General features: G+C 73.5%; 24 protein-coding genes. 13 read left to right on the top strand and 11 right to left on the bottom strand.

All coding sequences use genetic code 11. The features are described from left to right. The first annotated feature begins 323 nt into the window (after positions 1–323). The 6 genes from WMF22_RS34760 to WMF22_RS34735 all read left to right on the top strand — a co-directional run bounded on the left by WMF22_RS34760 (position 324) and on the right by WMF22_RS34735 (position 6,310). Positions 324–1,769, top strand: a complete 1,446-nt coding sequence (locus tag WMF22_RS34760) for a DUF882 domain-containing protein (protein ID WP_438032568.1) — start codon at positions 324–326, stop codon at positions 1,767–1,769. 12 nt (positions 1,770–1,781) lie between these two features. Then, on the top strand, positions 1,782–2,354 hold the full coding sequence (locus tag WMF22_RS34755; RefSeq protein ID WP_438032567.1) for an NUDIX hydrolase: 573 nt from the start codon (positions 1,782–1,784) through the stop codon (positions 2,352–2,354). Between the two features lie 175 nt (positions 2,355–2,529). Further along, positions 2,530–3,738 (top strand): serine hydrolase domain-containing protein, encoded by a 1,209-nt coding sequence (locus tag WMF22_RS34750; RefSeq protein ID WP_438032566.1) that lies wholly within the window; start codon positions 2,530–2,532, stop codon positions 3,736–3,738. Positions 3,739–4,474: 736 nt separating this feature from the next. Beyond that, positions 4,475–4,849 carry a hypothetical protein gene (locus WMF22_RS34745; protein ID WP_438032565.1) on the top strand — a complete coding sequence of 125 codons (375 nt, stop codon included), beginning with the start codon at positions 4,475–4,477 and terminating at the stop codon, positions 4,847–4,849. After that, the gene (locus WMF22_RS34740; RefSeq protein WP_438032564.1) at positions 4,842–5,597 is read left to right on the top strand and encodes a Smr/MutS family protein; all 756 of its coding nucleotides are present in this window, start codon (positions 4,842–4,844) and stop codon (positions 5,595–5,597) included. The genes WMF22_RS34745 and WMF22_RS34740 overlap by 8 nt, the downstream gene beginning before the upstream one ends. Next, entirely contained in the window at positions 5,594–6,310 is a 717-nt protein-coding gene (locus WMF22_RS34735) for a hypothetical protein (RefSeq protein WP_438032563.1), read from the top strand. Before WMF22_RS34740 ends, WMF22_RS34735 begins: the two co-directional genes overlap by 4 nt. 22 nt (positions 6,311–6,332) lie before the next feature. Here WMF22_RS34735 and WMF22_RS34730 read toward each other — a convergent pair whose 3' ends face one another. Continuing rightward, positions 6,333–7,169, bottom strand: a complete 837-nt coding sequence (locus tag WMF22_RS34730; RefSeq protein ID WP_438032562.1) for a hypothetical protein — start codon at positions 7,167–7,169, stop codon at positions 6,333–6,335. Between the two features lie 25 nt (positions 7,170–7,194). Next, on the bottom strand, positions 7,195–8,211 hold the full coding sequence (locus WMF22_RS34725) for an isocitrate/isopropylmalate dehydrogenase family protein (protein ID WP_438032561.1): 1,017 nt from the start codon (positions 8,209–8,211) through the stop codon (positions 7,195–7,197). Positions 8,212–8,513: 302 nt separating this feature from the next. On the opposite strand from WMF22_RS34725, the gene WMF22_RS34720 reads away from it, so the two are divergent. Then, positions 8,514–9,395 carry an OmpA family protein gene (locus tag WMF22_RS34720; RefSeq protein WP_438032560.1) on the top strand — a complete coding sequence of 294 codons (882 nt, stop codon included), beginning with the start codon at positions 8,514–8,516 and terminating at the stop codon, positions 9,393–9,395. 78 nt (positions 9,396–9,473) lie between these two features. Here the strand turns inward: WMF22_RS34720 and WMF22_RS34715 are convergent, their stop codons facing one another. Beyond that, the gene (locus WMF22_RS34715; protein WP_437294256.1) at positions 9,474–10,310 is read right to left on the bottom strand and encodes an AraC family transcriptional regulator; all 837 of its coding nucleotides are present in this window, start codon (positions 10,308–10,310) and stop codon (positions 9,474–9,476) included. Positions 10,311–10,386: 76 nt separating this feature from the next. On the opposite strand from WMF22_RS34715, the gene WMF22_RS34710 reads away from it, so the two are divergent. After that, positions 10,387–11,169, top strand: a complete 783-nt coding sequence (locus tag WMF22_RS34710; protein WP_437294255.1) for a class I SAM-dependent methyltransferase — start codon at positions 10,387–10,389, stop codon at positions 11,167–11,169. A 50-nt stretch (positions 11,170–11,219) separates the two neighbouring features. Here the strand turns inward: WMF22_RS34710 and WMF22_RS34705 are convergent, their stop codons facing one another. Then, the gene (locus tag WMF22_RS34705; RefSeq protein WP_437294254.1) at positions 11,220–12,953 is read right to left on the bottom strand and encodes a hypothetical protein; all 1,734 of its coding nucleotides are present in this window, start codon (positions 12,951–12,953) and stop codon (positions 11,220–11,222) included. 402 nt (positions 12,954–13,355) lie between these two features. After that, positions 13,356–15,905, bottom strand: a complete 2,550-nt coding sequence (locus WMF22_RS34700) for an alpha/beta fold hydrolase (RefSeq protein ID WP_437294253.1) — start codon at positions 15,903–15,905, stop codon at positions 13,356–13,358. Between the two features lie 219 nt (positions 15,906–16,124). Here WMF22_RS34700 and WMF22_RS34695 point away from each other — a divergent pair, with 219 nt between their 5' ends. Then, on the top strand, positions 16,125–16,457 hold the full coding sequence (locus tag WMF22_RS34695) for a transcriptional regulator (RefSeq protein WP_437294252.1): 333 nt from the start codon (positions 16,125–16,127) through the stop codon (positions 16,455–16,457). A gap of 25 nt (positions 16,458–16,482) precedes the next feature. Here the strand turns inward: WMF22_RS34695 and WMF22_RS34690 are convergent, their stop codons facing one another. Next, complete coding sequence (locus tag WMF22_RS34690; RefSeq protein WP_437294251.1) at positions 16,483–17,481, bottom strand: hypothetical protein; 999 nt, start codon at positions 17,479–17,481, stop codon at positions 16,483–16,485. A gap of 344 nt (positions 17,482–17,825) precedes the next feature. Here WMF22_RS34690 and WMF22_RS34685 point away from each other — a divergent pair, with 344 nt between their 5' ends. Both WMF22_RS34685 and WMF22_RS34680 read left to right on the top strand, forming a co-directional pair. Further along, on the top strand, positions 17,826–18,416 hold the full coding sequence (locus tag WMF22_RS34685; RefSeq protein WP_437294250.1) for a hypothetical protein: 591 nt from the start codon (positions 17,826–17,828) through the stop codon (positions 18,414–18,416). A 137-nt stretch (positions 18,417–18,553) separates the two neighbouring features. After that, a complete protein-coding gene (locus WMF22_RS34680; protein WP_437294249.1) occupies positions 18,554–19,987 on the top strand; it encodes a cytochrome P450 in 1,434 nt (477 codons plus the stop codon). A 54-nt stretch (positions 19,988–20,041) separates the two neighbouring features. On the opposite strand, the gene WMF22_RS34675 is transcribed toward WMF22_RS34680, so the two are convergent. The 5 genes from WMF22_RS34675 to WMF22_RS34655 form a co-directional block, all read right to left on the bottom strand. Next, on the bottom strand, positions 20,042–21,358 hold the full coding sequence (locus WMF22_RS34675; RefSeq protein ID WP_438032559.1) for a cytochrome P450: 1,317 nt from the start codon (positions 21,356–21,358) through the stop codon (positions 20,042–20,044). A 124-nt stretch (positions 21,359–21,482) separates the two neighbouring features. Next, the gene (locus WMF22_RS34670) at positions 21,483–21,914 is read right to left on the bottom strand and encodes a Nif11-like leader peptide family RiPP precursor (protein WP_437294247.1); all 432 of its coding nucleotides are present in this window, start codon (positions 21,912–21,914) and stop codon (positions 21,483–21,485) included. A gap of 217 nt (positions 21,915–22,131) precedes the next feature. Then, on the bottom strand, positions 22,132–22,347 hold the full coding sequence (locus WMF22_RS34665) for a hypothetical protein (protein ID WP_437294246.1): 216 nt from the start codon (positions 22,345–22,347) through the stop codon (positions 22,132–22,134). After that, on the bottom strand, positions 22,344–22,694 hold the full coding sequence (locus tag WMF22_RS34660) for an ArsR/SmtB family transcription factor (RefSeq protein WP_438032558.1): 351 nt from the start codon (positions 22,692–22,694) through the stop codon (positions 22,344–22,346). The genes WMF22_RS34665 and WMF22_RS34660 overlap by 4 nt, the downstream gene beginning before the upstream one ends. Before the next feature lie 31 nt (positions 22,695–22,725). Continuing rightward, positions 22,726–23,205, bottom strand: coding sequence for a VOC family protein (locus WMF22_RS34655; RefSeq protein WP_437294245.1), 480 nt, complete (start codon positions 23,203–23,205; stop codon positions 22,726–22,728). Between the two features lie 238 nt (positions 23,206–23,443). Between WMF22_RS34655 and WMF22_RS34650 the strand changes: the two genes are divergently transcribed. Together WMF22_RS34650 and WMF22_RS34645 are read left to right on the top strand one after the other, a co-directional pair. Next, the gene (locus WMF22_RS34650) at positions 23,444–24,775 is read left to right on the top strand and encodes an aminotransferase family protein (protein WP_012239035.1); all 1,332 of its coding nucleotides are present in this window, start codon (positions 23,444–23,446) and stop codon (positions 24,773–24,775) included. Positions 24,776–24,882: 107 nt separating this feature from the next. Continuing rightward, positions 24,883–25,710 (top strand): Uma2 family endonuclease, encoded by an 828-nt coding sequence (locus WMF22_RS34645; protein ID WP_437294244.1) that lies wholly within the window; start codon positions 24,883–24,885, stop codon positions 25,708–25,710. Positions 25,711–25,761: the final 51 nt, after the last annotated feature.

Below are 25,761 nucleotides of genomic sequence, written 5' to 3'. Positions count from 1 at the left end.
CTTCCGAGCTTGCGAGCTTCCGCGAGGGGCGTCTCGGAGACGCTGTTTCGAGGTTGCCGGTCTCGTCCCAGGTCGATTCAAGAAGCGGACCGCTGACTGCCCTTCCCAATCCCACATCCTGCGGACGGGCGGCGACGCCGTGTCTGGGAGAACCGCTCCTTGGCGGATGGCACTCACACCCGACCCGACTGGAGCTTTCCATGATGAGCCTTCGATCCGTGAGCAGTGAAGGCGCGGCGCCGCGGGACGCAGGGGGAGCTGTGCGCAGGGGGGAGCCTCGTGCGCGCCTGAGGCGCGCTCGCGCGGCCGCGCTCTCGGCGCTGGTGAGCATCGCGGTGCCGGCGATCCTGGCGGGGCCCGTCTGCGCGGAGCCGCTGCCCAGGGCGCACGCCGCTGCCGGGAGGTCCGGGGAATCGGGGGAAGAGAAGAGCGAGCAAACCCGTCGGGATCGGGCGCCGGCGAGCCCCGCAGGCGCGGAGCAAGCTCCGCGAACGAAGACGCGGGAGAGCTCGCCCGATCGTCGCGCGAAGAGCGCCGCGGCGGCGACCGGTGACGGGAAGACGAGCGGGGCGGGGGGCCGGAACCGGAAGGGGAAGGCCCGTACCCGCAGGGAGGCGCCGCACGCGGCTGCAGGCGCGGAGGAGAACGCGGGCGGCTCGGCGAAGGCGGGCGGCGGGAAAAAGGCGGTCGCCAAGAAGAAGGCGGGCGGCGAGAGGAAGAAGGAGAAGAGGCGCGCGGCGCGCACGGCCGAGAGCAAGCGGCGCGGGGCGAAGAAGGGGATGGAGCGGGAGGCGCCTCCGAAGCCGTGCCACGGACCGGTGCTGTCGATGGATCGCAGCGGGCTGGAGCCCGAGCGCCTCGAGCTGGTCGACTGCAAGGGGAAGCCGCGCGAGGAGGCCCGGCGCGCCCTCTCCTTGCTTGCGCGCCCGTGGGGCACGCCGCGGCCGATCCTGTCCGACGAGGGCGCCCCTGCGCGGAGGCCGGAAGCGGCGAGCCGCAAGGGGCGGCGCGCCGGCGATGCGCCGCGAGCCGCCGGGAGCAGGGCGAGCGGGGTGCAGGCAGGGGAGATCGCGCCCGGCGTGCGGCTGCTCGATCCCGGGCTGCTCTCCCGCATCGACGCGCTGGCGCGGCGGTACCCGGGCCGGCTCGTGTCGCTCGTGAGCGGGTACCGGCCGCAGAGCCAGGGCAGCCTGCACCAGACGGGCCGGGCGCTCGATCTGCGCATCGCCGGGGTGCGGAACGACGAGCTCGCCGCCGCCTGCCGCGCGCTCGCCGACACGGGCTGCGGGTACTATCCGAACAGCTCGTTCGTGCACGTCGATGTGCGCGCGCCAGGGACGGGGAGCGTCTCGTGGATCGATGCGTCCGGACCCGGCGAGGCACCCCGCTATGTGACCGCGTGGCCGCCGCCGCAGGACGAAGGGCGAGGGGCGACCGAGGGGATGTCCGGCGAGGACGCGGAGGAGGTGCTCCGGTGGGAGCGCCGCGAGAAGGAGAAGTCCGCGAGCGCGGCGCCGGAGAAGATGGCGGGCCCTGCGCCGGACAAGGCGAGCGCGGCGCCGGAGAAGGCGAGCACGACGCCGGAGAAGGCGGGAGCGCCGGAGAAGGCGAGCACGACGCCGGAGAAGGCGGGAGCGCCGGAGACGGCGAGCGCGACGCCGGAGAAGGCGGGAGCGCCGGAGACCGCGAGCACGACGCAGGAGAAGGTGGGAGCGGTGACGGAGAAGACAGGAGCGGTGCCGGAGAAGGCGGCGAGAGGCACGCCGTAGTAGTGAGGCGGGATGGGTATCACGATTCCTCGCCGGCACGCCTCGGCGCTCGCCGGTACGTTCGGTCCGCTCGCGATCCATCGCCATGAAGTCATGGCTGCGGGCGCGTCTTATCCCGCCTTCACGCTGGAGCTCGCCGACTGGATCTCGGTGGCCGCGATCACGGATGAAGGTCAGTTCGTCCTGGTGCGGCAGTACCGGCACGGGGTCGACGCGGTGACCATCGAGACGGCTGGCGGCCTCGTCGATCCAGGGGAAGAGCCGGCGGCCGCTGCGCGGCGCGAGCTCCTGGAGGAGACGGGGTATGCTGTGGAGTCGCTCGAGACGCTCGGGTGGGTACACCCGAATCCCGCGCTCCAGGCGAACCGCTGCTTCCTCTACCTGGCGCGCGGCGCGCGGCGGGTCGGCGAGCCCGAGGGCGATGAGCACGAGAGCACGGAAGCGGTCGTGATGAGCGCAGAGGACGTGAGGGCGGCGATGCAGGACGGCCGGATCAGCCACTCGATCGCCGTGATCACCTTGCTGCGGGCGCTCGCCGCCGCGCATGATTCGTGGGAACGGCCTGTCTGCCGACTCACGCGATAAGCTGCGTTATCGACGTCCTGCGTGAGCGAGAGCACCCGCATCTTCGCGGGCCGGTTGACACGGTCGGACCCGTCGCGTCTCGATGCCCGTCCTTCGCGGGCCGCCCCTGGAGATCGGGAGCGGCGCCGCGGAGCGCAGCAATGGACCTCACGGGGAGGCCATGGAGACCCGATCGATGAGCCGTGTCCTTCGGCCGACCGCTCTCTTCTCTTCTTGGATTGGTGTTGTCCTGCTCGCGGGGTGTACGAGCTCCTCGCCCGCTCCGCGCGACGTGGTGGCCACCACGGACGACGAGGGCCACGGGAGCGTCGGCGTCGGGAGCGTCGCCGCTGGACCTGGCGGCCCAGACCCTGCGCCGGGCGCCGGCTGCGACGATCTCTCGGTCGAGCTCCAGAGCGCGCTCGACGCGGCCGTGGATGCGCAGCGGCTCCCCGGCGCGGCCGCCGCCGTGCACCTCGGCGGGTGCAGCTGGCTCGGCGCCGCGGGGGTCGCGGACACCGAGGCCGACGTGGCCATCCAGCCCGGAGATCTCTTCCGCGCAGGGAGCATCACGAAGACCTTCGTCTCCACGCTGGCGCTGATGCTCCGCGCGCAAGGCCGGCTGTCGCTCGACGACGCCGTCTCGGCGTACGTCGGCGGTGTCCCCCGCGGAGAGCAGATCTCCGTGCGACAGATCCTGAACCACACGAGCGGCGTCTTCGACTACACGGAGCTCGACGCGTTCTGGACCGCGGCCCTCGACGAGCCGACGCGCGCGTGGACGCCCGCGGAGCTCATCGAGCTCGCGGCGTCGAAGCCGCCGTATTTCGAGCCAGGGCGCGGCTTCGCCTACTCCAACACGAACTACATCATCGCCGGCCTGATCGTCGAAGCGGCCTCGGGAGAGCCCATCGGCGAGCTGCTCCGCGCCCGCGTCCTCGAGCCGGCGGGGCTCGCGCACACCTACCTCGACGGCGCCGAGGAGGCCTTGCCCGGCCTCGTGCACGGTTACGGGCGGAGCCGGGGGGAGCTCGTCGAGATGACCTCCGCGATCGACGCGTCGGCGGCCGGCGCGGCGGGCGCGCTGGTCTCGACCACGGGCGATCTCACGCGCTTCTACCGCAAGGTGCTCGACGGCACGCTGCTCGGCCCCGCCGAGCTCGAAGAGATGACCGCGTGGGTCGACGCGCCCCTCGGCGAGGTCACCGGGTACGGCCTCGGGCTGTCGCGCCGGGAATCTCCGCTCGGCGTCCAGGTCGGGCACGACGGCGGTATCTGGGGCTTCACGTCGTCGTCTTATTACACGGTCGACAAGGATGCTTCTATCACCGTGCTCGTCAATCTCGAGGGCGGCGATGTCGGCAGGATCGTCGATGATCTGTCGAATGTCCTGATCACGCCCTGAGCCGGGAAGGGGACAGTTGCGTCGCTATCGACGCGCACGCGCGCAGGCGGGTGCCGGTCGCTGTCCACCGCGCGCACACGCGACGCCCCGCGGCGTGCGAGGCGCGGCGCCGATCCACGATTGTCAGGAACCCGCGCTGCCGTTCGCGACACCAGCGGTCCGCCGCGAACGGGCCTCACCCTTGCATCGCCATGGACGCAGCCCGCACGGGATGATTCCCGGCAGGACGCTCGCATCGCGAAAGGATTCCGTGATGAAGCTGGTGAAAGCGCTCGGGGCCCTGGCGCTGTCCGGAATGGCGCTCGGCACCGCGCAGATGGCTGCTGCGGAGAGCACGACGCCCATCGAAGATCTCGTGCTCGTCGAGGAGATGACGAGCTCGGACTTCCCCGACGCCAGGATTCCCCCGGATGATGCCCCATATCATGGGCATTTCCGGCCGTTCAGGCCATTCGGGCCGCACAGGCCGTATGGGCATTTTCGGCCGTTCAGACCCTTCAGGCCGTATGGGCATTTCCGGCCGTTCAGACCCTTCAGGCCGTACGGGGGCTTCCACCCCCACGGGCGGCCCCATGACCTCGGGCGATCGGAGGCAACGCCGGCAGAGGGCAGCCCCGGGCCGATCATGCGCCTCGAAGAGCCTCGCTGACCTCGATCCAGGGGCGGCGCCGGGGGCGGGTGGGTCCCCGTTCCTCGCGCCGCGCAGCGCCCGGCCCGATGGCGTATGCTGCGCCCGATGCGCTCTCACGACGCGGGCCGCCCAGGCGCCCCGCCCGCCGCCCCCTCGCCCGCGGAGCTCTTCCATCGCATCTTCGCGCTGCTCGCCGACATGGAGGGAGCGCAGAGGGCCAAGGTCATCGACCTCGCGAGGCGCCTCATCCCCACGCTCACGGCCGAGGACATCCGCAACCCGCACGACTTCCCCGGCCTCGACGACCCCGACTGGCACTTCGAGGACGGGCAGCTCGCCGGCATCGAAGCCGTCCGGTTTGCACTCCGCGGCCTAGCGAGCGATGTTCTGGGGGATGGCGAAGGGCGCGAAGCGCGAGAGAGACACGAGAACGACGGCCAGCCCGGACCGAGCCGCGAAGGCGGCGCGCAAGGTGAATGAGGCGTTCTATCAGCCGTTCTCCACGCTCCGGCAGCTGAACAAGGCCAAGCCGGCGCCCGAGGCGAAGCCCAAGGCGACGGCGGGCTCGCCCGAGGCGAAGCCCAAGGCGGCGGCCTCGACCGAGGCGAAGCCCAAGACGAGATCGCCCGCGCCCCCGGGCGCAGGCGCGGCGCCGCGGGCAGGCGCCGAGCCGGCGCCGCGGCCCGTCGACCCCGAGACCTTCGCCATCTACATGGCCGGCGTCCGCGTGCTCGAGGATCGCGCGACCCGGATCCCGGTCACCGCCAGCCGTGTCGAGCGGGCCGCGCTCCCGGCGATCGCGTTCGATCCGGACGAGGACGCGCGCTCGCGCATGCGCTCGCTCGTCATCGAGGGGATCAAGTTCGAGACGACGGACGACAGCGAGCGCATCGAGGGCCGGCGCCTCGACGTCGATCCGCGCGAGCTCAGGCGGCTCCGCCGCGCCCGCTACGCCGTCGACGGCACGCTCGATCTGCACGGCCTGAGGCTCGAGGCGGCGCGCGAGGCCGTCGAGGCGTTCGTGTGCAAGCGCCAGCGCGACGGCGACCGCGTCGTCGCCATCGTCCACGGCAAGGGCAACCACTCGCCCGGCGGCCACGCCGTGCTCCGCGGCGAGATCGCCGCCTGGCTGAGCAACGGCCGCGTCGCCCGCCACGTCGCCGCCTTCGCGACGGCCCCGGACGCGGAGGGCGGCGCAGGCGCGTTGCTCGTGCTGCTCACGCGATGAGGCCGGAGCCGCGCGCCGAGCCCGAAGGAGCGCCGGGGCACGCGCCGCAGCCGGAGGCGCGCGCGCGCCTCGCACGCCGCGCCCTCGCGCCGGCCGCCGCGCTGCTCGCCCTGGTACCCGCGTGCGCGCCCGCCCCGGCCGCGCCGCCCGGGCCGCCGAGGCCCGCGCCGCCCGCGCAGGCGGCGTCGACGCTCGACGACGGCGAGCTCGGCGAATACCGCTCGGATCGCTTCGATCTCCGGCTCCCCCTGCCCGACGCGCGCGGCTTCCGCGTCGAGGACGGCGAGGGCCCCTGGCTCGTCGCGACCCACGCCGCGTCGTCGACGTCGCTGCTCGTGCGCACCTGGCGCGAGGACGGCCGCGCGAGCCGCGCGGCGTGCGAGGCGCGCGCGCGGCTCTGGCGCGACCTGCCGCGCCCCGGCGAGGGCCTCACCGCCGCCGAGCGCCGGATCGACGTGCCGGAGGGGTTCGACACGGTCGTGGCGATCGGCGTCGCCGACTCCCCGCCGGGAGCGCCGATCGACGGCTTCGCGGTCGCCTTCGGCGGCTCCGGCCGGCGCTGCTTCGCCTTCGTCGCGGAGACGCGCGCCGCGGGGCCCTCGGCGGAGCAGCTCGTGGCGGAGCGGCTCGCCGCGGTGGTCGAGATCTCGCTCGGCGGCCTCCGCCTGCTGCGCGAGATCGCGCCCGCCGTGCCGCGCGAGCCGCCGCCGTGAGCCGGCGCGGTGAGCCGCCGGTTCAGCGGTAGACGCCGCTCCGCGCGCGGGACTCGAGCGCCGCGGCGAGCTCCTCCTCGCCGATCGACCAGGCCTCGGCCGACAGCGCGCGCGCCTCGACGGGCTGGAGCGCCTCCACCGCGTGCGGCGCGAGGCGCAGCCGCGACAGCGACAGGAGGCGCTCGAGCGCCTCGGACGCCACGCCGCCCTGGAGCTCCTGCCGCCACGCGCGATCGATCGCCTCGAGCCGCGCGGGGCTCTTCCACGCGTCGGCCATCACCACGCGGCCGAGCCGCGCGTCGATGGCGTCGATCCCCGTGGGCAGCGCGACGATCGCCTGCTGCGCCGCGCGCGCCGGGTCGCCGAGGCCCAGCGAGAGCAGCGCGCGGGCCGCTTCGAGCAGCCGCGCCTCGTCGGGCCGGAGCGCGGCCCGATCGATCGACGGGAGCCGCTCCAGCGCGGCCGCGTAGCGCTCCCGGCGCGCGGCGTCGATCACCGCGGCCAGCGCGCGCAGGACCCTCGCCGTCGGGGGCGAGAGCCACGGATCCCCGCCGGCGCGCGGGCGCTGCGCCGGGTCCTCGAGGTCGAGCGCGGCGGCGCGCCACACGGACGCGCGCGCGTCGAGGACGGCGCGCGTCGCCTTCACCGCGAGCGCGAAGAACAGGGCGGCCGGGAGCAGGCCCTTCACGCCCCAGATCTCGCTGAGGAAGTAGCTCGCCGCGACGAGCGACGAGAGCGCGAGGAAGAGCCGCAGCCGCCGCCGGCGCCTCGCGTCGTCGCCCGCGGCGCCGGCAGCCCCGTCCGTCGCGCCGACGAGCTCGGCGCACCACTCGAGCAGCCACGTGAAGGCGGATCCCACGTCTGCGGGATCAGGATGCCCTCCGCTAGGCCTCCGCGCGAGGCCTTTCGATCTCCGCGCAGAGCGCCCGGGTGAAGTCGCTCGTGCTCGCGGCGCCGCCGAGGTCGCGCGTGCGCACCTCGCCGGCCCTGTAGAGCGTCGTCAGCGCCCGCTCGATCCGATCGCCCGCGTCGTGCTCGCCGAGGTGCCGCAGCATCATCACGGCGCTCTGCACGAGCGCCGTCGGGTTCGCGTAGCCCTTGCCCGCGATGTCCGGCGCCGACCCGTGCACCGCCTCGAAGACCGCCGCGTCGTCGCCGATGTTCGCGCCGGGCACGATCCCTAGCCCGCCGACAAGGCCGGCCCCGAGGTCCGAGAGGATGTCGCCGTAGAGGTTCTCCGTCACGATCACGCCGAGCCGGTTCGGATCGCGGACCATCGTCATGGCCGCCGCGTCGACGATCATCTCGCCGAGCTGGATCTCGGGGTGCCCCACGGCCACCCGCCGCGCGCAGTCGAGCGCGAGGCCGTCGGAGATCTTCATGATGTTCGCCTTGTGGACGATCGTCACCTTGCTCCGGCCGTGCTTCTTCGCGTACCGGAACGCGAACTCCGCGATGCGCGTCGAGCCCCGCTCGGTCGTGAGCTTGATGCTCTGGGCCACGCCGGGCAGGATCATGAGCTCGAGCCCGGCGTAGAGCCCCTCGGTGTTCTCGCGCACGATGACCATGTCGACGTCGAACCGCGGGTCGACGCCCGGCAGGCTGCGGATCGGCCGCACGTTCGCGTAGAGGTCGAGCGTCTGCCGGAGCGTGACGTTGACCGAGCGGAACCCGCCCCCGATCGGCGTCGTCACCGGGCCCTTCAGGGCGATCCGGTTCTTCCGCACGGCGTCGATCACGGGGAGGGGGAGCGGCGAGCCCGTCAGCTTCGCGACCTCGATGCCCGCGTGGTGGATCTCCCAGTCGACGGCGACGCCGGCGGCGGAGACCACATCCTGAGTCGCCGTCACCACCTCCGGGCCGATGCCGTCGCCCGGGATCAGCGTGATGCGATAGGCCATGGGCCGTCCCATTAGCAGGTGCGCAGGCGGGAACAATGGACAAGCGCACCTGTGTTGCGATGGCGCATACACGCGCCGCGTCAGCGCGCCGCGCCTGGCGGACGCGGTGACGGGGCGTGGCGAGGGAGAGAGGCGCGCGAGGCGGCGGGTCGGGCGGCTCGATACGGCCTTTTACAATCGCGCGCGACCTCGGTAGGGTACGCGTCCGCACGGCCTGACAGGCCGCTGTCACCTGGAACCGGGCGCGGGCCGAGCCATCGGCCCCAGCTCATGTTCACCAACTAGAGTGAAGGAGCGTGCTCATGCACCCTCGTGTCTTGAAAGGTCGCAGAACCGCCTTCGCGGCCTTCCTGCCTGCCGTGATCGCGTCGTCCTCGCTGGGGTGCGGCTACTCCGAGGAGGAGTGGAAGGCCCAGCTCGACAAGTACAACCGCCTTCAGAGCCAGCACCAGACCACGGAGGGCCGCCTCGCCGAGACGCAGAAGGAGCTCGAGGCGGCCCAGACGAAGGTCGCGGAGCTGACGAAGCAGCTCGAGGCGGCCGGGGTCGACATCGGCAAGCTGAACGAGAACCTCCAGGCGACGAGCACGCAGGTGTCGCAGCTGAGCTCGACGCTGGAGGAGCGCGAGAAGGCGCTCGCCGAGTTCAAGGCCCGCGCCCGCCAGCTGGAGGCGATCAAGGCGCGGTTCGAGACGCTCAAGAAGAAGCTGGACGAGCTCACGAAGCTCGGCCTGGCGGTGAACATCCGGAACAACCGGATGGTCATCTCGCTGCCGGGCGACGTCCTCTTCGACTCCGGGCGCGAGACGCTGAAGAAGGAGGGCAAGGAGATCCTCCTCAAGGTGGCGACGGTCGTCAAGAACGACAAGTCGCTGCTCCAGCGCGACTACCAGGTCGCCGGCCACACGGACAACAAGCCGCTCGCGGGCGGCCAGTTCCGCGACAACTGGGGCCTGTCGCTGATGCGCGCCCGCGAGGTGCTCGTGTTCCTCGTCAGCCCGGCCGACGTCAAGGGCGGCGGGGGCGCGCTCCCCGTCGCGAACTGGAGCGCGGCGGGCTTCGCGGACACCGATCCGGTCGCGACCAACGACACCGACGAGGGCCGGCAGAAGAACCGCCGCTGCGACCTCATCGTGGTCCCGAGCGTCGAAGAGATGCTCGACCTCCGGGCGATCACGCAGTAATCCGCGATCTCGCGGCGCGCGCCGCGGGGGGCCGCCCGCACGCGGCGAGCGCCGCGAGATCGCGTCAGCGCCGTCAGGTCAGCTCTTGTGTCCGCCGTCCGGCGATGGCCGGGCGGTCCTGCGAAACTCGCTCGGCGTCTGGCCGGTGACGGCGCGGAACGCGGCGGCGAACGCGCCGAGGCTCTGGAAGCCGACGTCCAGCGCGACCTGCGTGACGCTGGCGCTCGGGCTGGAGAGCAGGTCGATCGCCCGGAGCACGCGCGCGCGCGTGACGAAGCCGCGCCACGTGACGCCGGTCTCCTCGCGGAACCGCCGCCGCAGCGTGCGCTCGGTCGCCCCTGCGAACGCCGCGGCCCGCGGGAGATCGGCGCTGGAGACGTCGCGCAGCGCGCACTCGATCGCGCGCTGCACCGGCCGCGTCTTGCCGCGGGGCAGCCGGTACGTGGCGCCGCGATCGAGGAGCGGGCCGATGATGTCCGCCATCGCCGCGAAGAACGTGTTGGCCGCGGGGTCGTCCGGACGCCGCGCGACAGGCCAGCGGCGCGCGTAGATCACCATCTCGCGCAGGAGCGCGGGGATCTCGAAGATCCTCACCGCCGCGAGGGGGGAAGGGAACGCGGCGGGCTCGAAATAGATCGAGACGATGGACGCGTCGCCGCAGGTGGTGGCGTGCCGCTCGCCCGCGGGGATGAGCGCGGCGAGCTGCGGGGGGAGCAGGAAGGACGCGTCCTCGACCTCGAGGCGCGCCGTGCCGGCCAGAGGACAGAGCAGCTGGTGCCGCGCGTGGGCGTGCCAGCCGTACACGGCTCCCCGCAGCTCGTCTTCGTAGGAGAACGCGCGCGCGTGGGCATGGTCGAGCCCGAGCCGCGCGAGGTGCTCGGTGGTCTCCGTCGGGGTCAGGACGCGGGCTTGCAAGGCGTGGCCTCTCGGCGGTGATCTTTGTCCGATCGCCGGCAGCCGTAAAGCCGGAGCGCGTCCATCTTCGAGCGCCATGAAGCAAGCGACTCCCGCGGCGCACGATGCGCTGATACAGGAACAGTTCACCCGCCAGGCCAGGCCGTTCGCCGAGGTCCGGGCCCACTCGGCGGAGTCCGCCATGGGGCTGCTGCTCGACGCGCTCGCCCCGGCGCCGAGCGACGCGGCCCTGGACGTGGCCTGCGGGCCGGGGATCGTCGCCTGCGCGCTGGCGCAGCGCGTGGCGAGCGTGCGGGGGCTCGACATCGTCCCGGCGATGCTGGACGAGGCGCGGAAGAGGCAGGCGAGCCTCGGCCTCTCCAACGTCACCTGGGAGCTCGGCGACGCGAGCCGGCTGCCCTATCCGGACGAGAGCTATCGCCTGGTCACGACGCGCTACAGCTTCCATCACCTGCTGGAGCCGCTCGTGACGCTGCGCGAGATGGCCCGCGTGTGCCAGAGGAGCGGGCGAGTCGCCGTGATCGACGTGGCGCCGGCCGAGGACAAGCGGGCGGCGTACGACGCCGCCGAGAAGATCCGCGATCCGTCGCACGCGAGCGCGCTCACCGAGCGCGAGCTCGGCGCCCTGTTCGACGCGGCGGGGCTGGAGATCGAGGCGACGACGCGGTACCGGCTCGAGGTCGAGCTCGAGGCCACGCTCCGGGCCTCCTTCCCGGAGCCCGGCGGAGCGGACCGGCTCCGGGCCCTCTACCGCGCCGACGTCGGCGTCGACGCGCTCGGCGTGGGCGCAGAGCTCCGGGGGGACGAGGTCCACTTCGCCTATCCGATCGTCATCCTGGTGGGCCGGAAGCGCGGCTGAGCCGGGAGGCGCCCTCTGCCCGGCGAATCGAGGCGCCAGGGCTCCGCGGCTCAGGGGAGCGCCGCTGCCGGGCAGGAGGGATCGGTCGTCGCCTCGACGTCGTCCACGTGCAAGGCCTCGTCGTCGAGCGGCGCATCGCAGGTGCCGCTGGCTCTTATCTTGAAAGAGATCGGCTGGGGCATGCCCGCCGTGCGCGGATCCAGGCAGATCGTCTGTTGCGTCCAGCGCTCGCTGGCGGCCAGGGCGCCCCCTGGCGTCGAGGAGGCGGTCGCCGCGAGGAGGTGGCTCGTGCGGTACCAGAACTTCAGCGCCGGACCGGCCGTCCCCTGAGGCTCGGGGACGGTGAACACGGTGGAGGCCGAGGGCTCGCGGCACGGCTTCCGCACGGACAGCGAGAGCGAGACGTCGCCGGCGTGCGCGGCCGCCGCGTCGACCGCGAGCCTGGCGCTGCCGCGCGCGGGGTCCTCCGCGTTGAGGACCCATGTCGGCGAGAGGCCCGCGTCGGCGCCGGGGTTCTCGAAGCCGGGGTCGAAGATCGGCGCGTCCCCGGGGCAGCGGTCGTCAGAGACGATGGCGAGATCATCCACCGTGAAATCCCGCTCGTTCTCGTCCATGCACGGCTGGCTGTGCCGGTTCCGGAAGGCGAACGCGAGGCGGTGCGCCATGCCGAGCGCCCACCGAGGCAAGCAGGCATGCGAGACCTGCGCCTCGCCCGTGCCCGTCAGGGCCGTCAGCCGGTGCGCGCTCAGCATCACGTCGACGATGGCCCCTGGGCTGCCACGGCTCCAGATGCGGAGCGCCGGGCTCGGCAGCGCGGCGGACGGCAAGGGCGCCGAGAGCGTGCCCTCGAGCGAGGGAGCCTGGCAGAACAGCGTCGTGGCGAGGTGTCCGCCCTTGCCGCCGCCCTGGCCCAGGCCGCGCTCGATCTCGGAGACGCCGCCCTCGGGGGTCGCCCTCCAGCCGGCGGCGCCTGCTTCGAAGTCGCCGTTCAGCACCTGGCCAGGCGGCGGACACTCGTTCATTTCATCAGGCCGAAGGGCGACGTCATCGAACGTCAGCGTGAAGTCCTGTCCGGTGTCCTCATCACACAGGGGAGAGCGCCGTGCGGGCCCGAGGAGCAGCTCGATCGGCCTGCCGTAGGCGCGCTCTCCCAGGCACACGCGTTGCGGGGAAAAGGACGAGGAGGGCATGAGATCGAGGTCGGTGATCCCTCCGTCGATCCGGACCCCGACCCCCGGCGGGCCGAGGCAGTCCATCGCGAGCTCGCAGCCGATGCGCGCGGCGAACGTGAGGAGGAGCGGCCCGGCGCACGCGAGGTCCGGCATCGAGAGGCGCTGATAGAAGCCGGCCATCTGGCACACCGCGTCTCTCCCGATGATGCCGGCCCCGGGGTTGCCGTTGCCCTCGACCTCGGGGGAGACGAGCGCTGCCCCCGTGGTGCCCCACGCATCCGAGCGCTGGAATGAGGGGTCCTCCGGGCCTCCCCGCCAGTCGCAGTCGCCGTCGACCATCGGGTCATCCTCGGCGCTGGTACACTCCGAAATACATACGCTGTCTGTGCAGCGGAGCCCGTCGTCGCACTGGCCCAGAGGCCCACAGGGACAGCCCTCCTCACCAGGAGGGCAGTCGGCGCCCCCGCCCCCGCCCGCGTCCTCGCCGCCCGCGCTCTCGGCGCCGCCCGCGCTCTCGGCGCTGCCGTCGCCTTCCGCCCCGCCCGCGCCCGCCGCTGCGCCGGCAGAGCCCTGCTCCGTCCCGGAGCAAGCGCTCGCGAATGCGCCAAGCACGGCAGCGATACAGCAGGTCAGCGGGGGCGACCATCCCATCATCAATTCAAGCTAGCGGGGGAATCACGGGATCGCAAGGCAGACAGGATGTTTCCCTTTTTCCGGAGAGATATCGAGATAAGGAGAACTCTCAAGTCGTATCGGGCGAAGCCGGAGACGCGGACGTCCGCACGCTGAACTCGAGCTCATCAGCTCATCAGTCCATCAGCGCATCGGCCCATCGGCCCATCGGCCCATCGTAGCGCGGGCAAACATCGGTTGAGGAAGCGCAGCGAGCGCGGGCGTCCGAGAGACCGGCGCGCGTCCGGCGGCTCGTGTTGCGAGCCCAGGAGTGTCCACGAGAGCTCCGCGGCGCGAGCCGGGCGACGACGCACCGCGTGCCTGGCCCCCGCGCCGAGCGCGTCAGCCGCCGGAGGCGGCGCCGAGCGCGGCGGAGGGCGCGAGGCTCGAGAGGGGGCTCCCCCCGGCATCCGCGCCAAGGAAGGCCCGCAGCTCGGCGAGCAGCGGACCTGACTCGCCGACGAAGGGGAGGTGATCGTCGCCCGGCAGCTCGACGTGGCGCGCGCCGGGGATGCGGCCGGCGAGGTCGCGCCCGGCCGCCGCCGGGACGGCCCGATCGCCGGCCCGGTGCAGCACGAGCGTCGGGGCGCTCACCCGGCCCAGCGCGGACCGGACGTCCGCCGCCGCGTGTGCCCGGAGCATGCGCGCCGCCCCGCCGGGGCTCGCGCCGTGGCGCAGGTACGCGGCCCAGAAGCGCCGGAACGCGCCGTCATCCGCCGCGGACGGGGCCAGGCGATCGAGGAAGAGCGGCTCACCCCAGCCGCTCCGCAGCGCGCGCTCGGCCTCCTCGGCGTCGTCGCCGGCGAGCCCGAAGAGGCACCCCGGCCAGGCAGACATCTGCGCCGCGCTCCCGAGCGCGATCAGGGCGCGCGCCCGGGCCGGGTGCGCCGCCGCGAGCAGCGCGCACGGCGCGAACCCGGCGCCGACGCCGAGGAGCGCGCCGCGCGCCACGCCGGCCGCGTCCAGCACCGCCAGCAGATCCTCCGCCTGCTGCTCGGCCGGAGCGCCCGCGCCCTCGCGCTCGCTCATCCCGGTGCCGCGCTGGTCGAGCACGATGAGGCGCGCCCACGCGCCGAGCTCGGCGAAGAACCGGGAGACGAGCGCGCCCTCCCACGCGGCCTCCACGTGCGTCACCCACCCCTGGACCAGCACCAGATCGATCGGCCCGGCGCCCGCGGTCCTGTAGGCCAGGCTCGCGTCGGCGCTCGTGGCGAAGCGGGTCTCCGCGGCGTGCAGCCGCGCGGGCGCCCGCGTGGAGGAGACCACCCCCTCCCGCGCGGCCTCGAGCCCGCGCCGCATCGCCTCGGCGACCTGCGCGTACGCGCCCGCCCAGGCCCGCGCGGTGACGGGCGACCACGCGTCCCCTTCGAGCTCCTCGAGCGCCTCGAGCAGCGCGCGGCCCACGGCGTCGAAATGCTCGGGCAACGCGGCGTACGCCGCGTGGCGGCGGCCGAGCGCCTCGAGCATCTCGACCAGCTTGTCCGGCGCGCGCAGGTTGTCGACGACGAGCTGCAGCGCCGCGGCGAGCTTGAGCCGCTGCTCGCGCATGTCCGGCGGGAACAGCGCCCGGAGCGCCGGCTCGCGGGCGAAGAGCCGCTCGTAGAAGCGCGTCACGAGCGCCTCGGCGCGCGGGGCGAGGCGCTCGAACGAGGCGCGCACGACGTCCGCGCCCGCGTCCTGCCCGCTCGCGGGGGACGACGCGGGGCGCACGATCTGGAACGCCCGGCAGAGCGCCTCGGTCTCCTCGAGCGCGGCCTGCACCTCCTCGGCCGACGCGAAGCGCGCCTCCGGCTCGCGCAGGACGCAGCGATCGATGACGGCCGCGAGCATCTCCGGGACGTCGGGGCAGATCGAGCGCAGCGGCGGGAGCGCCCGCGCCGTCACCCAGCTGGCGATCGCGTGCACCTCGAGCCCCGCGTGAGGCAGCCGGCCCGCGCACAGCTCGTAGAGGACCAGCCCGAGCGCGTAGACGTCGGAGCGGGGCGTGCCGGCGGTGCCCGTCCAGAGCTCGGGCGCGAGGTAGAGTGGCGTGCCCATCATCATGCCGCCGTCGGTCAGGCTCGCGGTCCCGACCGTGGAGGCCGCGTCGAGCGCCACCGGGATCGCGGTCGTCAGGGCGGACATGTCCGCGAGCGCCCACGGCGAGGGCGGCGCGGAATTCGGCGCGGCGCGAGGGCCGGCGTCGAGGGCGGGGGCGCCGGGCCGGTCGGCGAGCTTGGCGAGGCCGAAGTCGAGCAGCTTCACCTCGCCGCTCGCGTCGAGCATCACGTTCGCCGGCTTGATGTCGCGGTGGAGGACGCCCCGCCGGTGCGCCGCGGCGAGCCCGCGCGCGAGGCCGAGCGCGAGGCGCAGCGCGGCGGGCCACGGGATCGGCTTCGGGAGCAGCTCGAGCGGCTCGCCCTCGACGAACTCGTAGGCGATGTACGGCCGCCCGCGCACCTCGCCGATCCGGTAGACGGCGACGACGTTGGGGTGCTGGAGGCGCGCGATCGCGCGGGCCTCGACGCGCAGCCGCTCGATGGTCCTGGGATCGGGGCTGTCCGCCGCGACGAACTTGAGCGCGACGGGCCGGTCGAGGACCTCGTCGTGGGCGAGGTACACCTGCCCCATGCCCCCGCGGCCGAGCGGCCGCACCACGCGGTAGTCGTCGAAGGCCGAGGGCGGCGCCCAGGAGAGCGGGGGCGACGGCGGCCGCTCGCTCTCGCCGAAGCGCTGGTGCGTCGCGTGGAGGAAGAGCGGCGCCCCGAGGTCGCTCTCGCTCGGGCGCGTCGAGAGCCGCGCGCGGCAGCCGTCGCAGCCGGCCACGTGCCCGCGGATGCTCGCCGCGTCGTCGTGCGGGAAGTTGCCCGCGAGCCAGGTGGCCAGGGCGTCGTCGGACGGGCACGGGATCATGCGCTGCTGTTCTCCGGAGCGGCATTCTCCGTGCGCGCTGTGGGCAGCGCAATGGCCGCGCGGTCTGTGCCGCGCTGCGCTGCCCCGCCGTCGTGAGAGGCGGCACCTGTGCGCCTGTCCTGGCCGTGCGGCGCTGGTGCGCGGCGCGAGCCCAGCGCGCGAGCCGCGAGCGATCGGCGCTGGACCGGCGCCGCCGCGGTGTCACGCTCGCGGAGAGCGATGAGCGACCCGAAGCCACCGCCGAACCCAGCGCCCCGGTCGGAGACGGTGCGGCAGGCGCTCCTGGAGGAGCTCCGCAGGGGAGCGGCGACCGCGTGGGAGCTCTCCACCCGCCTCGGGATGCGGGAGCGCGACGTGGCGCCGCACCTCGAGCACCTCGCGCGCTCGTTGCGCGCGCGCGGCGAGCGGCTCTCGGTCGCGCCGGCGCGCTGCCTGCGCTGCGGCTACGCGTTCGACGAGCGGCGGTCGCTCGCGAAGCCGAGCCGCTGCCCGGCGTGCCGGGGGGAGCGCATCGAGGCGCCGCGGTTCCGGATCGACACGGGCGAAGGGTGAGGCTCCCCGGCGGCGGCGGCGCTCCTCACAGGGCCGGTCGATCGGGCGGCTCCGGGCGCCCGCGCCGCGCGGCGCGGGCCTCCACCTCGCCGAGCAGCCGCCGGCCCGCGCGCTCGCCCGCGCCCGCGAAGAAGGCGCGGGCCTGCGCGAGGTCGCCGTGCGCCGCGTAGAGCTCGACGAGCTCTCGCTCCGCGGCCTCGTCGATCGTCGCCTCCAGCGAGCCGGCGCGCGCGGGGCCGAGCTGCACGATGGCGCGCAGCGCCCTCATGGCCCCCTCGGTGGCGCTTCGGCCGCCGAGGCCCCGCAGGCTCCACGACTTCACGTAGAGAGCGCGCTTGCGGAGCGGCGCCCCCGCGGCGCCGCGGAGCGCGCCGTCGCAGGCGATCACCGCCTCGTCGAGGCGCCCCGCGGCGAACGCCAGGTCGGCCAGCGCGAGGTAGGCCTCGGCCGCCTCGCCGGACGCCGGGTGCTCGAGCGCGAGCTGGCGCAGCCGCGCCTCGGCGCCGCGCGCGTCCCCGCCGTCCTGGAGCGCCCGCGCGAGCGCGAGGAGCGCTCGCGGCCGCTGCTCCGCTGCGCGCAGCGCCGGCGCGTCGACGAGCGCGGCGCAGGCCGCCGCGACGCCCGCCCGCAGCCGCGCGGCCTCTGCTTCGAGCGCCGCCCGCCGCGCCGCGCCGCGCGCGCCCGCCGCGCCCGCCTCCGCGGCCTGGTCGAGCACGAAGAGCTGCACGCCGATCACGCGGTAGCGCCCCGCGAGCGACTCCGCCTCACGGAAGATCGGCTCTGCGGCCGCGCTCGCGCCGGCGTCTGCGCCGTCCGCGCCGCCGCGCGCGGCGGGCGCCGGCGCTCCAGCGCTCGCGCCGGGGTGCGCGCCGCCGCGCGCGGGGGGCGCCGGCGCTCCCTGCGCGGCGCACCCCGCCGAGGCGAGGGTGAGCGCCATGAACGCGGCGACCCGCCGCGCCGCGGCGCTGCGCCGCTCCGTGAGACTGCTGGCGGTCTTCGCTGCGCGCTCCACAACCCGTGACACTTCTTCTCCTCGTGACTCGCCGCCGGCAGAGAGGGCGAAACGCCGCGCGCTTCGTGCCGAACGGCGCGGGAAGATAACCGCGGACGCCCCAGGGACCAGGGCAATCCACGGCGGACGCGCCGATTCTCCCCCTGAACCACGCGGAGAACAGCGCCTTTCGAGCGCCTTGCGCGGCGGCGCACACGCGGCGCGCGGGGCGCGCGGGGCGGAGCGACGCGCCGCAGAGCACGCACCTCCAGCACGCTCCGCCTCGGCCCATGCATTGCGTCTCGGCCTGCATCGCTCCGCGCCCGGACCGGCGCTTCACACCGGGCGGGGGGCGTATCCGGATGGAGAGTCACGACATGGCGACAAAAGTGAACTGCCTCCCGTTCACGATCCCCACGATGCCGCGCCTCGGGCTCGCCGACCTGGAGGCGCGCTTCCGACGCCTCTCGCTCCTCATGTACGACACGAAGGTTCCGATCGCGACGCTCGAGAAGGAGGTCTATCCCTACCTTGCCCGTGGCATCGAGTTCGTCAATCCATGGCGGCGCGTGCGCGGGATCGAGACGTACCAGGTCGGCCTCTCTGGAGCTCGCGTCGGCGGCCGCTTCGACCTCGACGTCTCTCAGCTGAGCGTCCGGCTCTCCGAGCGGCGTGACGCGGGCCGCGCCCTGGTCGACAGCACCTTGTACCTGCGGCTGTTCCCGCGCTGCGCGTACCCCGTGCGGGTGATCCTGACCTACGATTTCTGCATGATCGACGGCGGCGAGAGCTTCGAGATCACGCGCCACGAGGAGATGTGGCGCATCGGGGACATTCTTCGTAGCGCTCCGCTGCTGGGCCGCTCCTACGATGTCTTCCGTTCCTGCTCGGGTTACCTCTTCACCGGCGTGCTGCTCCTGTCCCGCGCGGTCGCTGTCCGTCCGCCTGGCGCCGAGGCCGCGACCTGAGCGCGGGCGGGCGATCTCTCGGAATCGACGGAACCGAGGGAACCGAACGCCGGCCCGCGTGTCGGAATGTCCCCGGCGCCCTGGTCTTCTCCGGCCCGGGACATCCGACAACCCTCGTTCACCCACGGAGCAGCTCGATGGGAAATCTGCCGCCCGGGCCGAAGTCGCTCAGCCTTGTGGATTTCATTCGCGCAGGATTCATTTCCTCCGAGCCCGTCTTCAGGCGCTACGCCGCCGAGTACGGCCCCACGTTTCGCCTGAGGTCGCCGAACGGGATACTGACCATCACGGGTGATCCGGAGGCGATCCGCGCGGTCTACACGGCCGACCCCGACGAGTTCGATGTCTGGGGTGTCCAGCTGACGGAGCCGGTCTTCGGGACCTCGTCGGTGGTCGTGACGGCGGGCGCGCGGCACCGGCGCGATCGGCGGCTGCTCGCCCCGCCGTTCAGCGCCGGCGCGATGCGGGGTTATGGCGGCGCGATCGCGGAGATCAGCCTGGACGTGGCGTCGCGGTGGCGGCCGGGCCGCTCGTTCTCGATGCTCGCGGCGACCCAGGCGATCGCGCTCGACGTGATCGTCCGCGTGGTCTTCGGCGTGCGGGGCGAGGCGCGCGTCGGCAGGACCCGCGAGGCCGTGCTCGGGCTCATCGAGTCGCTGAGCCCGAGCTTCATGATCATCCCTGCGCTCCGCCGCGACTTCGCCGGCTTCGGCCCCTACGCGCGCCACAAGCGCGCGGCCAGGGCGCTCGACGCGCTGCTCTTCGAGGAGATCCGGGCGAGGCGCGCGGAGGGGGACGCTTCGCAGGACATCCTGGGCCTGATGATGAGCGCCCGCCACGACGACGGCGCGGGCATGAGCGAGGTCGAGATCGCGGACCAGCTCCGGGCGCTCCTGTTCGCTGGCCACGAGACGACGGCCATGTCGCTCGGGTGGGCGATGTACTGGCTGCACCGCGAGCCGGCCGTGCTCGCGCGCCTTCTCGACGAGCTCGACGCGCTCGGTCCCGCGCCCGAGGCGGACGCGCTCGCGTCGCTGCCGTACCTGGAGGCGGTGTGCCTGGAGGCGCTCCGCCTCCACCCGCCGGTGGTGGACGTCGCCCGCGTCGTGAAGAGGCCGTTCCAGCTCAAGGGCTATACCATCCCGGCCGGCGAGGCGATCGCCGCCTCGCCGCTGCTCCTGCATGGCCGCGAGGATCTCTACCCGTCGCCTGGGCGATTCCGCCCTTCGCGGTTCCTCGATCGGAAATTCACACCCTTCGAGTTCATCGCCTTTGGCGGCGGCGCCCGCCGGTGCCTGGGCGCGGCGTTCGCGATGTACGAGATGAAGGTCGCCCTCGGCACGATCCTCGGGAGATACAGGCTCCGGCTCGAGAGCCAGGCGCCCATTCACCACGTGCGCCGCGGGCTCACCATGGGGCCGAGCGGGGATGTGGCGATGATCCTGGAAGGGGAGCGTGAGCGATCGAGGGCGGAAGGCCGCCCGGCTGCGGTCCAGGGCAGCCCCGCGGAGCCGGCGCTCCGGCCCGCCGCGCCGCAGCCGGCAGGGCGGTGCCCGATGGGCTTCTCCTGAGCGCCGCTCACCCGGTCTCCTCGCGCGCGGCCGGCCGGCCGCGCGCTCTGGCCTTCATCCCGTCAGCTCGTGCTCGCGCGGACGCCGATCCGCCCTCCGGCGGCGCTCCACGACGAGCGGCAGCCCATCCCGCGGCACGAGCGCCCGCCGGCCGCCTGCGCCCGCTTCGTACCCTGCGGGCAGCTCGAACCGGAACTCCCGCACCAGTGCCGCCAGCATGAGCTTCATCTGCAGCACGGCGGTCCGCTCGCCGATGCACTTGCGCATCCCGAGCCCGAAGGGGATGAACGCCGAAGGCGGGCGCTCCTCGTGCCATGGCGAGCCCGGCTCGAAACGCTCCGGGAGGAACTCCTCCGGGCGCTTCCAGTACCGCGGAAGCCGCTGCATGACATACGGGCTCACGAGCACCTCGTCTCCTGCGCTCACCGCGTGGGGCCCATGGCGGAACTCCCTCCGCGCCTCGCGCGCCAGCACCCATACGGGCGGGTGCAACCGCAAGGTCTCCTGCACCACCGCCGACAGGATCGAGGCGCGCTCCACCTCCGCTTCCTGCGCGTCGATCCCGTCGAGCTCCTCCTCGATGCGCCTCCGCACCTCCGGGCGCTGCGCGAGCTCGTAGAGCGCCCATGCCGACGCCGCGGCCGTCGGCACGTGCGTCACCAGCATCATCACGACCTCGTCGATCATGGCTTGTTCATCCATCTGGCCGGCGTCCACCGCGCGCACGAGCGGATCCAGCAGATCGGTTGTCCCGCGGTTCCCGGCCGCCTTGCGGTGCTCTGCCGCCGCCAGGATGGACGCCGCGAGCGCGTCCCTCGCCTGGCCATAGGCCATCTCGTCGTCTGCGGCGTGCCCGAGCCACGCTTCCACCCGGGGCAGCTCGGTCGCGATGCGCTCCACGACCTGCTCTCCCGACTCCCCGAGCAGCAGCATCGACGCGCTCCGCAGGGCGACGTCCTCGAGCACCGGCAGCACCGCGCGCGCCTCGCCTGTGCGCAGCCGCGCGAGCGCCTCGCGCACCACGCGCGCGGCGCCCTCGGCGCGCGCGAGGAGCGCCTCCCGATGGAACGCCGGCGCGAGCGCCCTCCGGCGTTCCAGGTGCTCACCCCCCTCGAGGCGGGCGACGCTCCGCGGATAGGCGTCCTGCATCCGGTGCGGCGGCGTCTTGTCCGTGAAGCCCTCCCGATCCGCGAATATCCCTTGGATCGCGGCCGGATCCGCGACGGCAAAGCACCTCTTCAGCCCCAGCCGGAACTGGAAGAAATCGCCGTGCGCCAGCGCGCCGTCCAGCAGGAAGGCGAGGGGATCCGCGCGGAACTCCGGCCAGGAGCCGTGCAGAGGGTGCCCTTTCGGACCGGGGGATCGGATCATGGCCAGTTCTCCTGAGAGCGCAGCGCCGTCGTTTGCATGCGAGAGGGTGACGAGGAGAACGGCGCCTCCCTCCGCGGCTGCGGCGGAGGTCGCCGTCCGGAGCGCGCGGGGGCGCGCGTGTCGTTCAGGAAGGCAGCGGAGCGCCGGCGTCCGAAGGAGCGCGGAGGCTCAGGTACACGGCCGCATGGCTCAGGTCCGAGGGCGCGCGGAGGCTCAGGTACACGGCCGCATGGCTCAGGTCCGAGGGCGCGCGGAGGCTCAGGTAGATCTCGGGATACCCGAAGTCATAGGCCGAGGCGAAGGACTCCGCGCGCACGTGCTCCTCGTAAGCCCTCGCGAGCTCCTGCGCGGTGCACGAGCAGCCCGCCTCGGCGGCGATCGCGAGGATGCGCGTCATGTCGCCGTCGGCCTCCGCCATCTTCTCGGCGAGGCGCTGATCCGCCTCGACGCGCGCCAGAAACGCGCGTGCGTCGCTCCTCTTCACGTCGTTCACGACTCCTGCGCTCGTCCCCTGGTCCATGCTCGAAACATCGGTGGTGGCGAGTTGTCCGTCCATGTGCGCAAACCTCCTTCGGGGGCCATCGAGGCCACGGAGCCACGGCGGCGTGCCGCGCTGTCCGTCGTCTCCATCCGCCTCGCTTCACCGCCAGAGCAGGTCTCGCGCCAGCCCCGCGGGCCCGCGAAATGGCCGGTGACGGCGGGCGCCATGGGGCCGGTTGCGCGCGCCGCTGCGCGGGTTGCGCGAGGGCTCGCGCAATCCGCGCAGCCGTGGGTTATCCCCTGGTTGCGCGCTTCTGCGCGGCGCGCCGGATGATCGGCCCAAGGACCTGCGCGAGCAGCCACCACGGGCCGCGCGGCTCGTGGCATCCGCGCCGCGCGTCCGCCGGCGGGGCTGCCCCGGAGCGCGCGAGCCGGTCGAGCACCGCGGGGAGCGTCCGGCCGTAGATGGTGCGGTTGCCGGCGCGGGTGATGCGCAGGTCGCGTCTCATGATCTGCCCCCCCTGCGCGCGATGTCCGCCTCGCGATCGAGCCGCGCGCCGAGCGCGTCGAGCTTCTTCGCCCAGAATCGCTCGTAATGAGCGGCCCAGTCGTAGACCGCGCGCAGCGGCGCGGCCTCCACGTGGTAGAGCCGCGAGCGCCCCTCCCGGCGGGGCGCGACGAGCCCGGCGTCCCGCAGCACCCTGAGGTGCTGCGAGATCGCCGACTGGGTCACGTCGAACATCGCGCACAGCTCGGTGACGGAGCGCTCCCCGCCGGTCAGCGCGTCGAGGATCGCGCGCCGCGTGGGGTCCGCGAGCGCGCGGAACGTCTCGTCCGGGGAGCGCGCGTTCGTCACCTCACGTCACCTCACGCCACCTCGCACGACCTCACGTTGCCGCGGGGAAGTGCTTCTTGGCGCCGGCGTCGAGCTCCTCCTGCGTGGCCGCCTTCTTCCGCGTCGCGAGCGACCAGCGGTGGCCGAACGGGTCGGTCACGATGCCGTATCGGTCGCCCCAGAACATGTCCGCGAGCGGCATCTCGACGCTGGCGCCCGCCTCGACCGCGCTCTTCCACGTCGCGTCGACGTCGGGCAGATCGAGGTGGAGCGTGACCGCGGTGCCGCCGAACGCCTTCGGCGTGCGGCTCACCCCGCCGCACTGCTCCGGGAAATCGTCGCTGAGCATCACGAGGCCGCCGTTCACCAGGAGGGCCGCGTGGATGAGCTTCTTGCCGTCCGGCGTCGGCTGTTCGGCCACCACCGTCGCGCCGAACGCGCGCCGGTAGAAGTCGATGGCCGCGCGGGCGTCGTCGACCGTCAGGTAGGGCGAAACAGGGGGAGGAGCGGGGGGTTCATGGCGCGTGGTCATGCGCCGCACCATATTAGTGAGCTCTACTATGTCAACCGACCGGCACGCGGCGAGCTCGCCCGCTCATGGACGGATCACGACCGTCCCTGGTGACGGGATCGCGCGCGGCGCCGCGAGCGCGCTGCACGGAATCGCGGGCGCGGCGCGCGGGAGCGGGCGAGCGGCGCCGGGGAATTCGCGTGCGAGGAGGTCTGATCACCCTCTACGCTGAGCGCCTCCTCGAACCGCGAAGGTTGCCATGAGCGATGACATCGTCGAGCTGACCACGAAGCACACGTACGGCACCTGGCGCGCCCAGCGCGGCTGGAAGCCGATCCATGTCACCCGCGCGGAGGGCTGCGCGTTCTGGGACGCGTCCGGCAAGCGCTACCTGGACCTGTCCTCGCAGCTCATCTGCTCGAACCTCGGCCACCAGAACGAGGCCGTGATCGAGGCCATCTGCGCGCAGGCGAGGCAGCTCGCCTACATCAGCCCGGCGCACACGTGCGAGGTGCGGGCCAGGGTGGCGCAGAAGCTCCTGGAGGTGATGCCGAAGGGTCTCGACAAGTTCTTCTTCGCGACGTCGGGCACGGAGGCGAACGAGGCGGCGTTCAAGATGGCCCGGCTCTACACCGGCAAGCACAAGATCATCGCGCGCTACACGTCGTACCACGGGTCGACCGCGGGCTCGGTCGCGGCGACCGGCGACTTTCGCCGCTGGTTCATCGAGCCGGCCGGCAAGATCCCGGGCGTGGTGTTCGGCCCGGAGGTGAACTGCTACCGCTGCCCGCTCGGCCGGAGCCACCCCGAGTGCGGCGTCGCGTGCGCCGACTACCTGGCTTACATGATCGACCACGAGGAGAACGTCGCGGCGGTGATCGTCGAGCCGGTCGTGGGCACGAACGGCGTCCTCATCCCGCCGGCCGACTACCTGCCGAAGATCGCCGAGGTCGCGCGGAAGCGCGGCGTGCTCCTCATCGCGGACGAGGTGATGAGCGGCTGGGGCAGGACCGGAAAGTGGTTTGCGGTCGATCACTGGGGCGTGGTGCCGGATATCCTGACGACCGCGAAGGGCGTGACGAACGCTGCTGCGCCGCTCGGGGTCGTCGCGACCTCCCGCGCGATCGCGGACTACTTCGACGACAACATGTTCGCGCACGGCCACACCTACGAGGCCCACCCCCTCACGCTGGCCCCGGTGATCGCCGCGATCGACGAGTATCGCCGGCTGGACCTCCTCGACCGCGCGACGAAGATGGGAGACGTCGTGGGCGCGAAGCTCCGCGCCCTCAAGGAGAAGCACCCCTCGATCGGCGACGTGCGCGGGATCGGCCTGTTCTGGGCGGTGGAGCTCGTGAAGGACCGCGCGACCAAGGAGCCGTTCAACGTGCCGCAGGACAAGGCGGCTCGGCGGCCCCTGGTGGTCGACGCGGTGGTCGCCGAGGCGGCGAAGCGCGGGGTGTCCCTCATGGGGTGGGTGAGCCACCTGCTCGTCGCGCCGCCGCTCATCATCAGCGAGGCGGAGATCGACGAGGGGATCGCGGCGCTCGACGCGGCGCTCGACGTGGCGGATCAGCGGCTCTCGGGCTGAGGACCTCGAGCGCGAGGCGGCCCTTCACGGGCCGCCGGAAGAGCACGTCTGCGCCTGCGGCGGGCGCGCCCGGCGAGGGGGCGCGGCGACGTGCTAGGATCGTGGGCATGACTGCACGCACGAACGGCCTGCCGACCCGTCCGCCCCGGAACACGGGGCCGATCGAGCTGCGCGATTTCGGCCCGACCGGCCGCCGCCTGGGCACGCCCGACGACTGTTACGACGGCAGCCCGTGGGAGCTGCACCGCGGGGAGCTGATCGAGCAGATGGGGAGCAAGGATATCCATGGCATCGTGATGGCGCTCCTCGCCGCCCTCTTCCGCACGCACGCGCGCGCGGGCTTCACGGTGATGACCGACGTGTACTGCGATCTCAGCGACCCGGCAGGGCCGTCGCTCCGGGCGCCGGACGTCGTGGTGGTGGGCGATCTCTCGTCGCCGCGGAACGACGCCTACCGCGGCACCCCGGTGCTGGCCGTGGAGATCCGGGGCACGCAGTCGAGGCGCTACCTCGAGGAGAAGGTGAAGCTCTACCTCGAGCACGAGTGGCCGTGGGTGTGGATCGCGCACGCGGAGCGGCGGGAGCTCGAGGTCGTGCGGCCGGGGACGGCGTCGATCACCTATCGCCCCGGGGCTGAGGTGCCCCTCCTGCCGGAGCTGGGCAAGCACGGCCTCGGCGCCGTGCCTGTCGCGGCGCTGTTCGAGGAGCGCGACGCGGCGCGGTTCACGGACGAGTGGGTCGAGGCGCGCACCCAGGCGCGCACCCAGGCGCGCGCGATCCTCGCGGTGCTCTCGGCGCGGGGGCTCGCGGTGCCGGAGGCGGTGCAGGCGCGGGTGCTCGCGTGCGGCGAGCCTGCAGCGCTGGAGCGATGGCTCGTCAGCGCGGCGACGGCGGCGAGCGGGGCGGCGTTCGCGGCGGCCGTGGATCGAGGGTGAGCCGGCGGCTGTCCGCCGCTCGGTAGGGGCGGCGGCCGAGCGCCGCGCCCT

The organism is Sorangium sp. So ce204, assembly GCF_051526795.1.
In the GTDB taxonomy this organism is placed as follows: Bacteria; Myxococcota_A; Polyangia; order Polyangiales; family Polyangiaceae; genus Sorangium; species Sorangium cellulosum_B.
The sequence above is the reverse complement of the archived record's forward strand: the minus strand, read 5'-3'. Positions and strand labels throughout refer to the sequence as shown.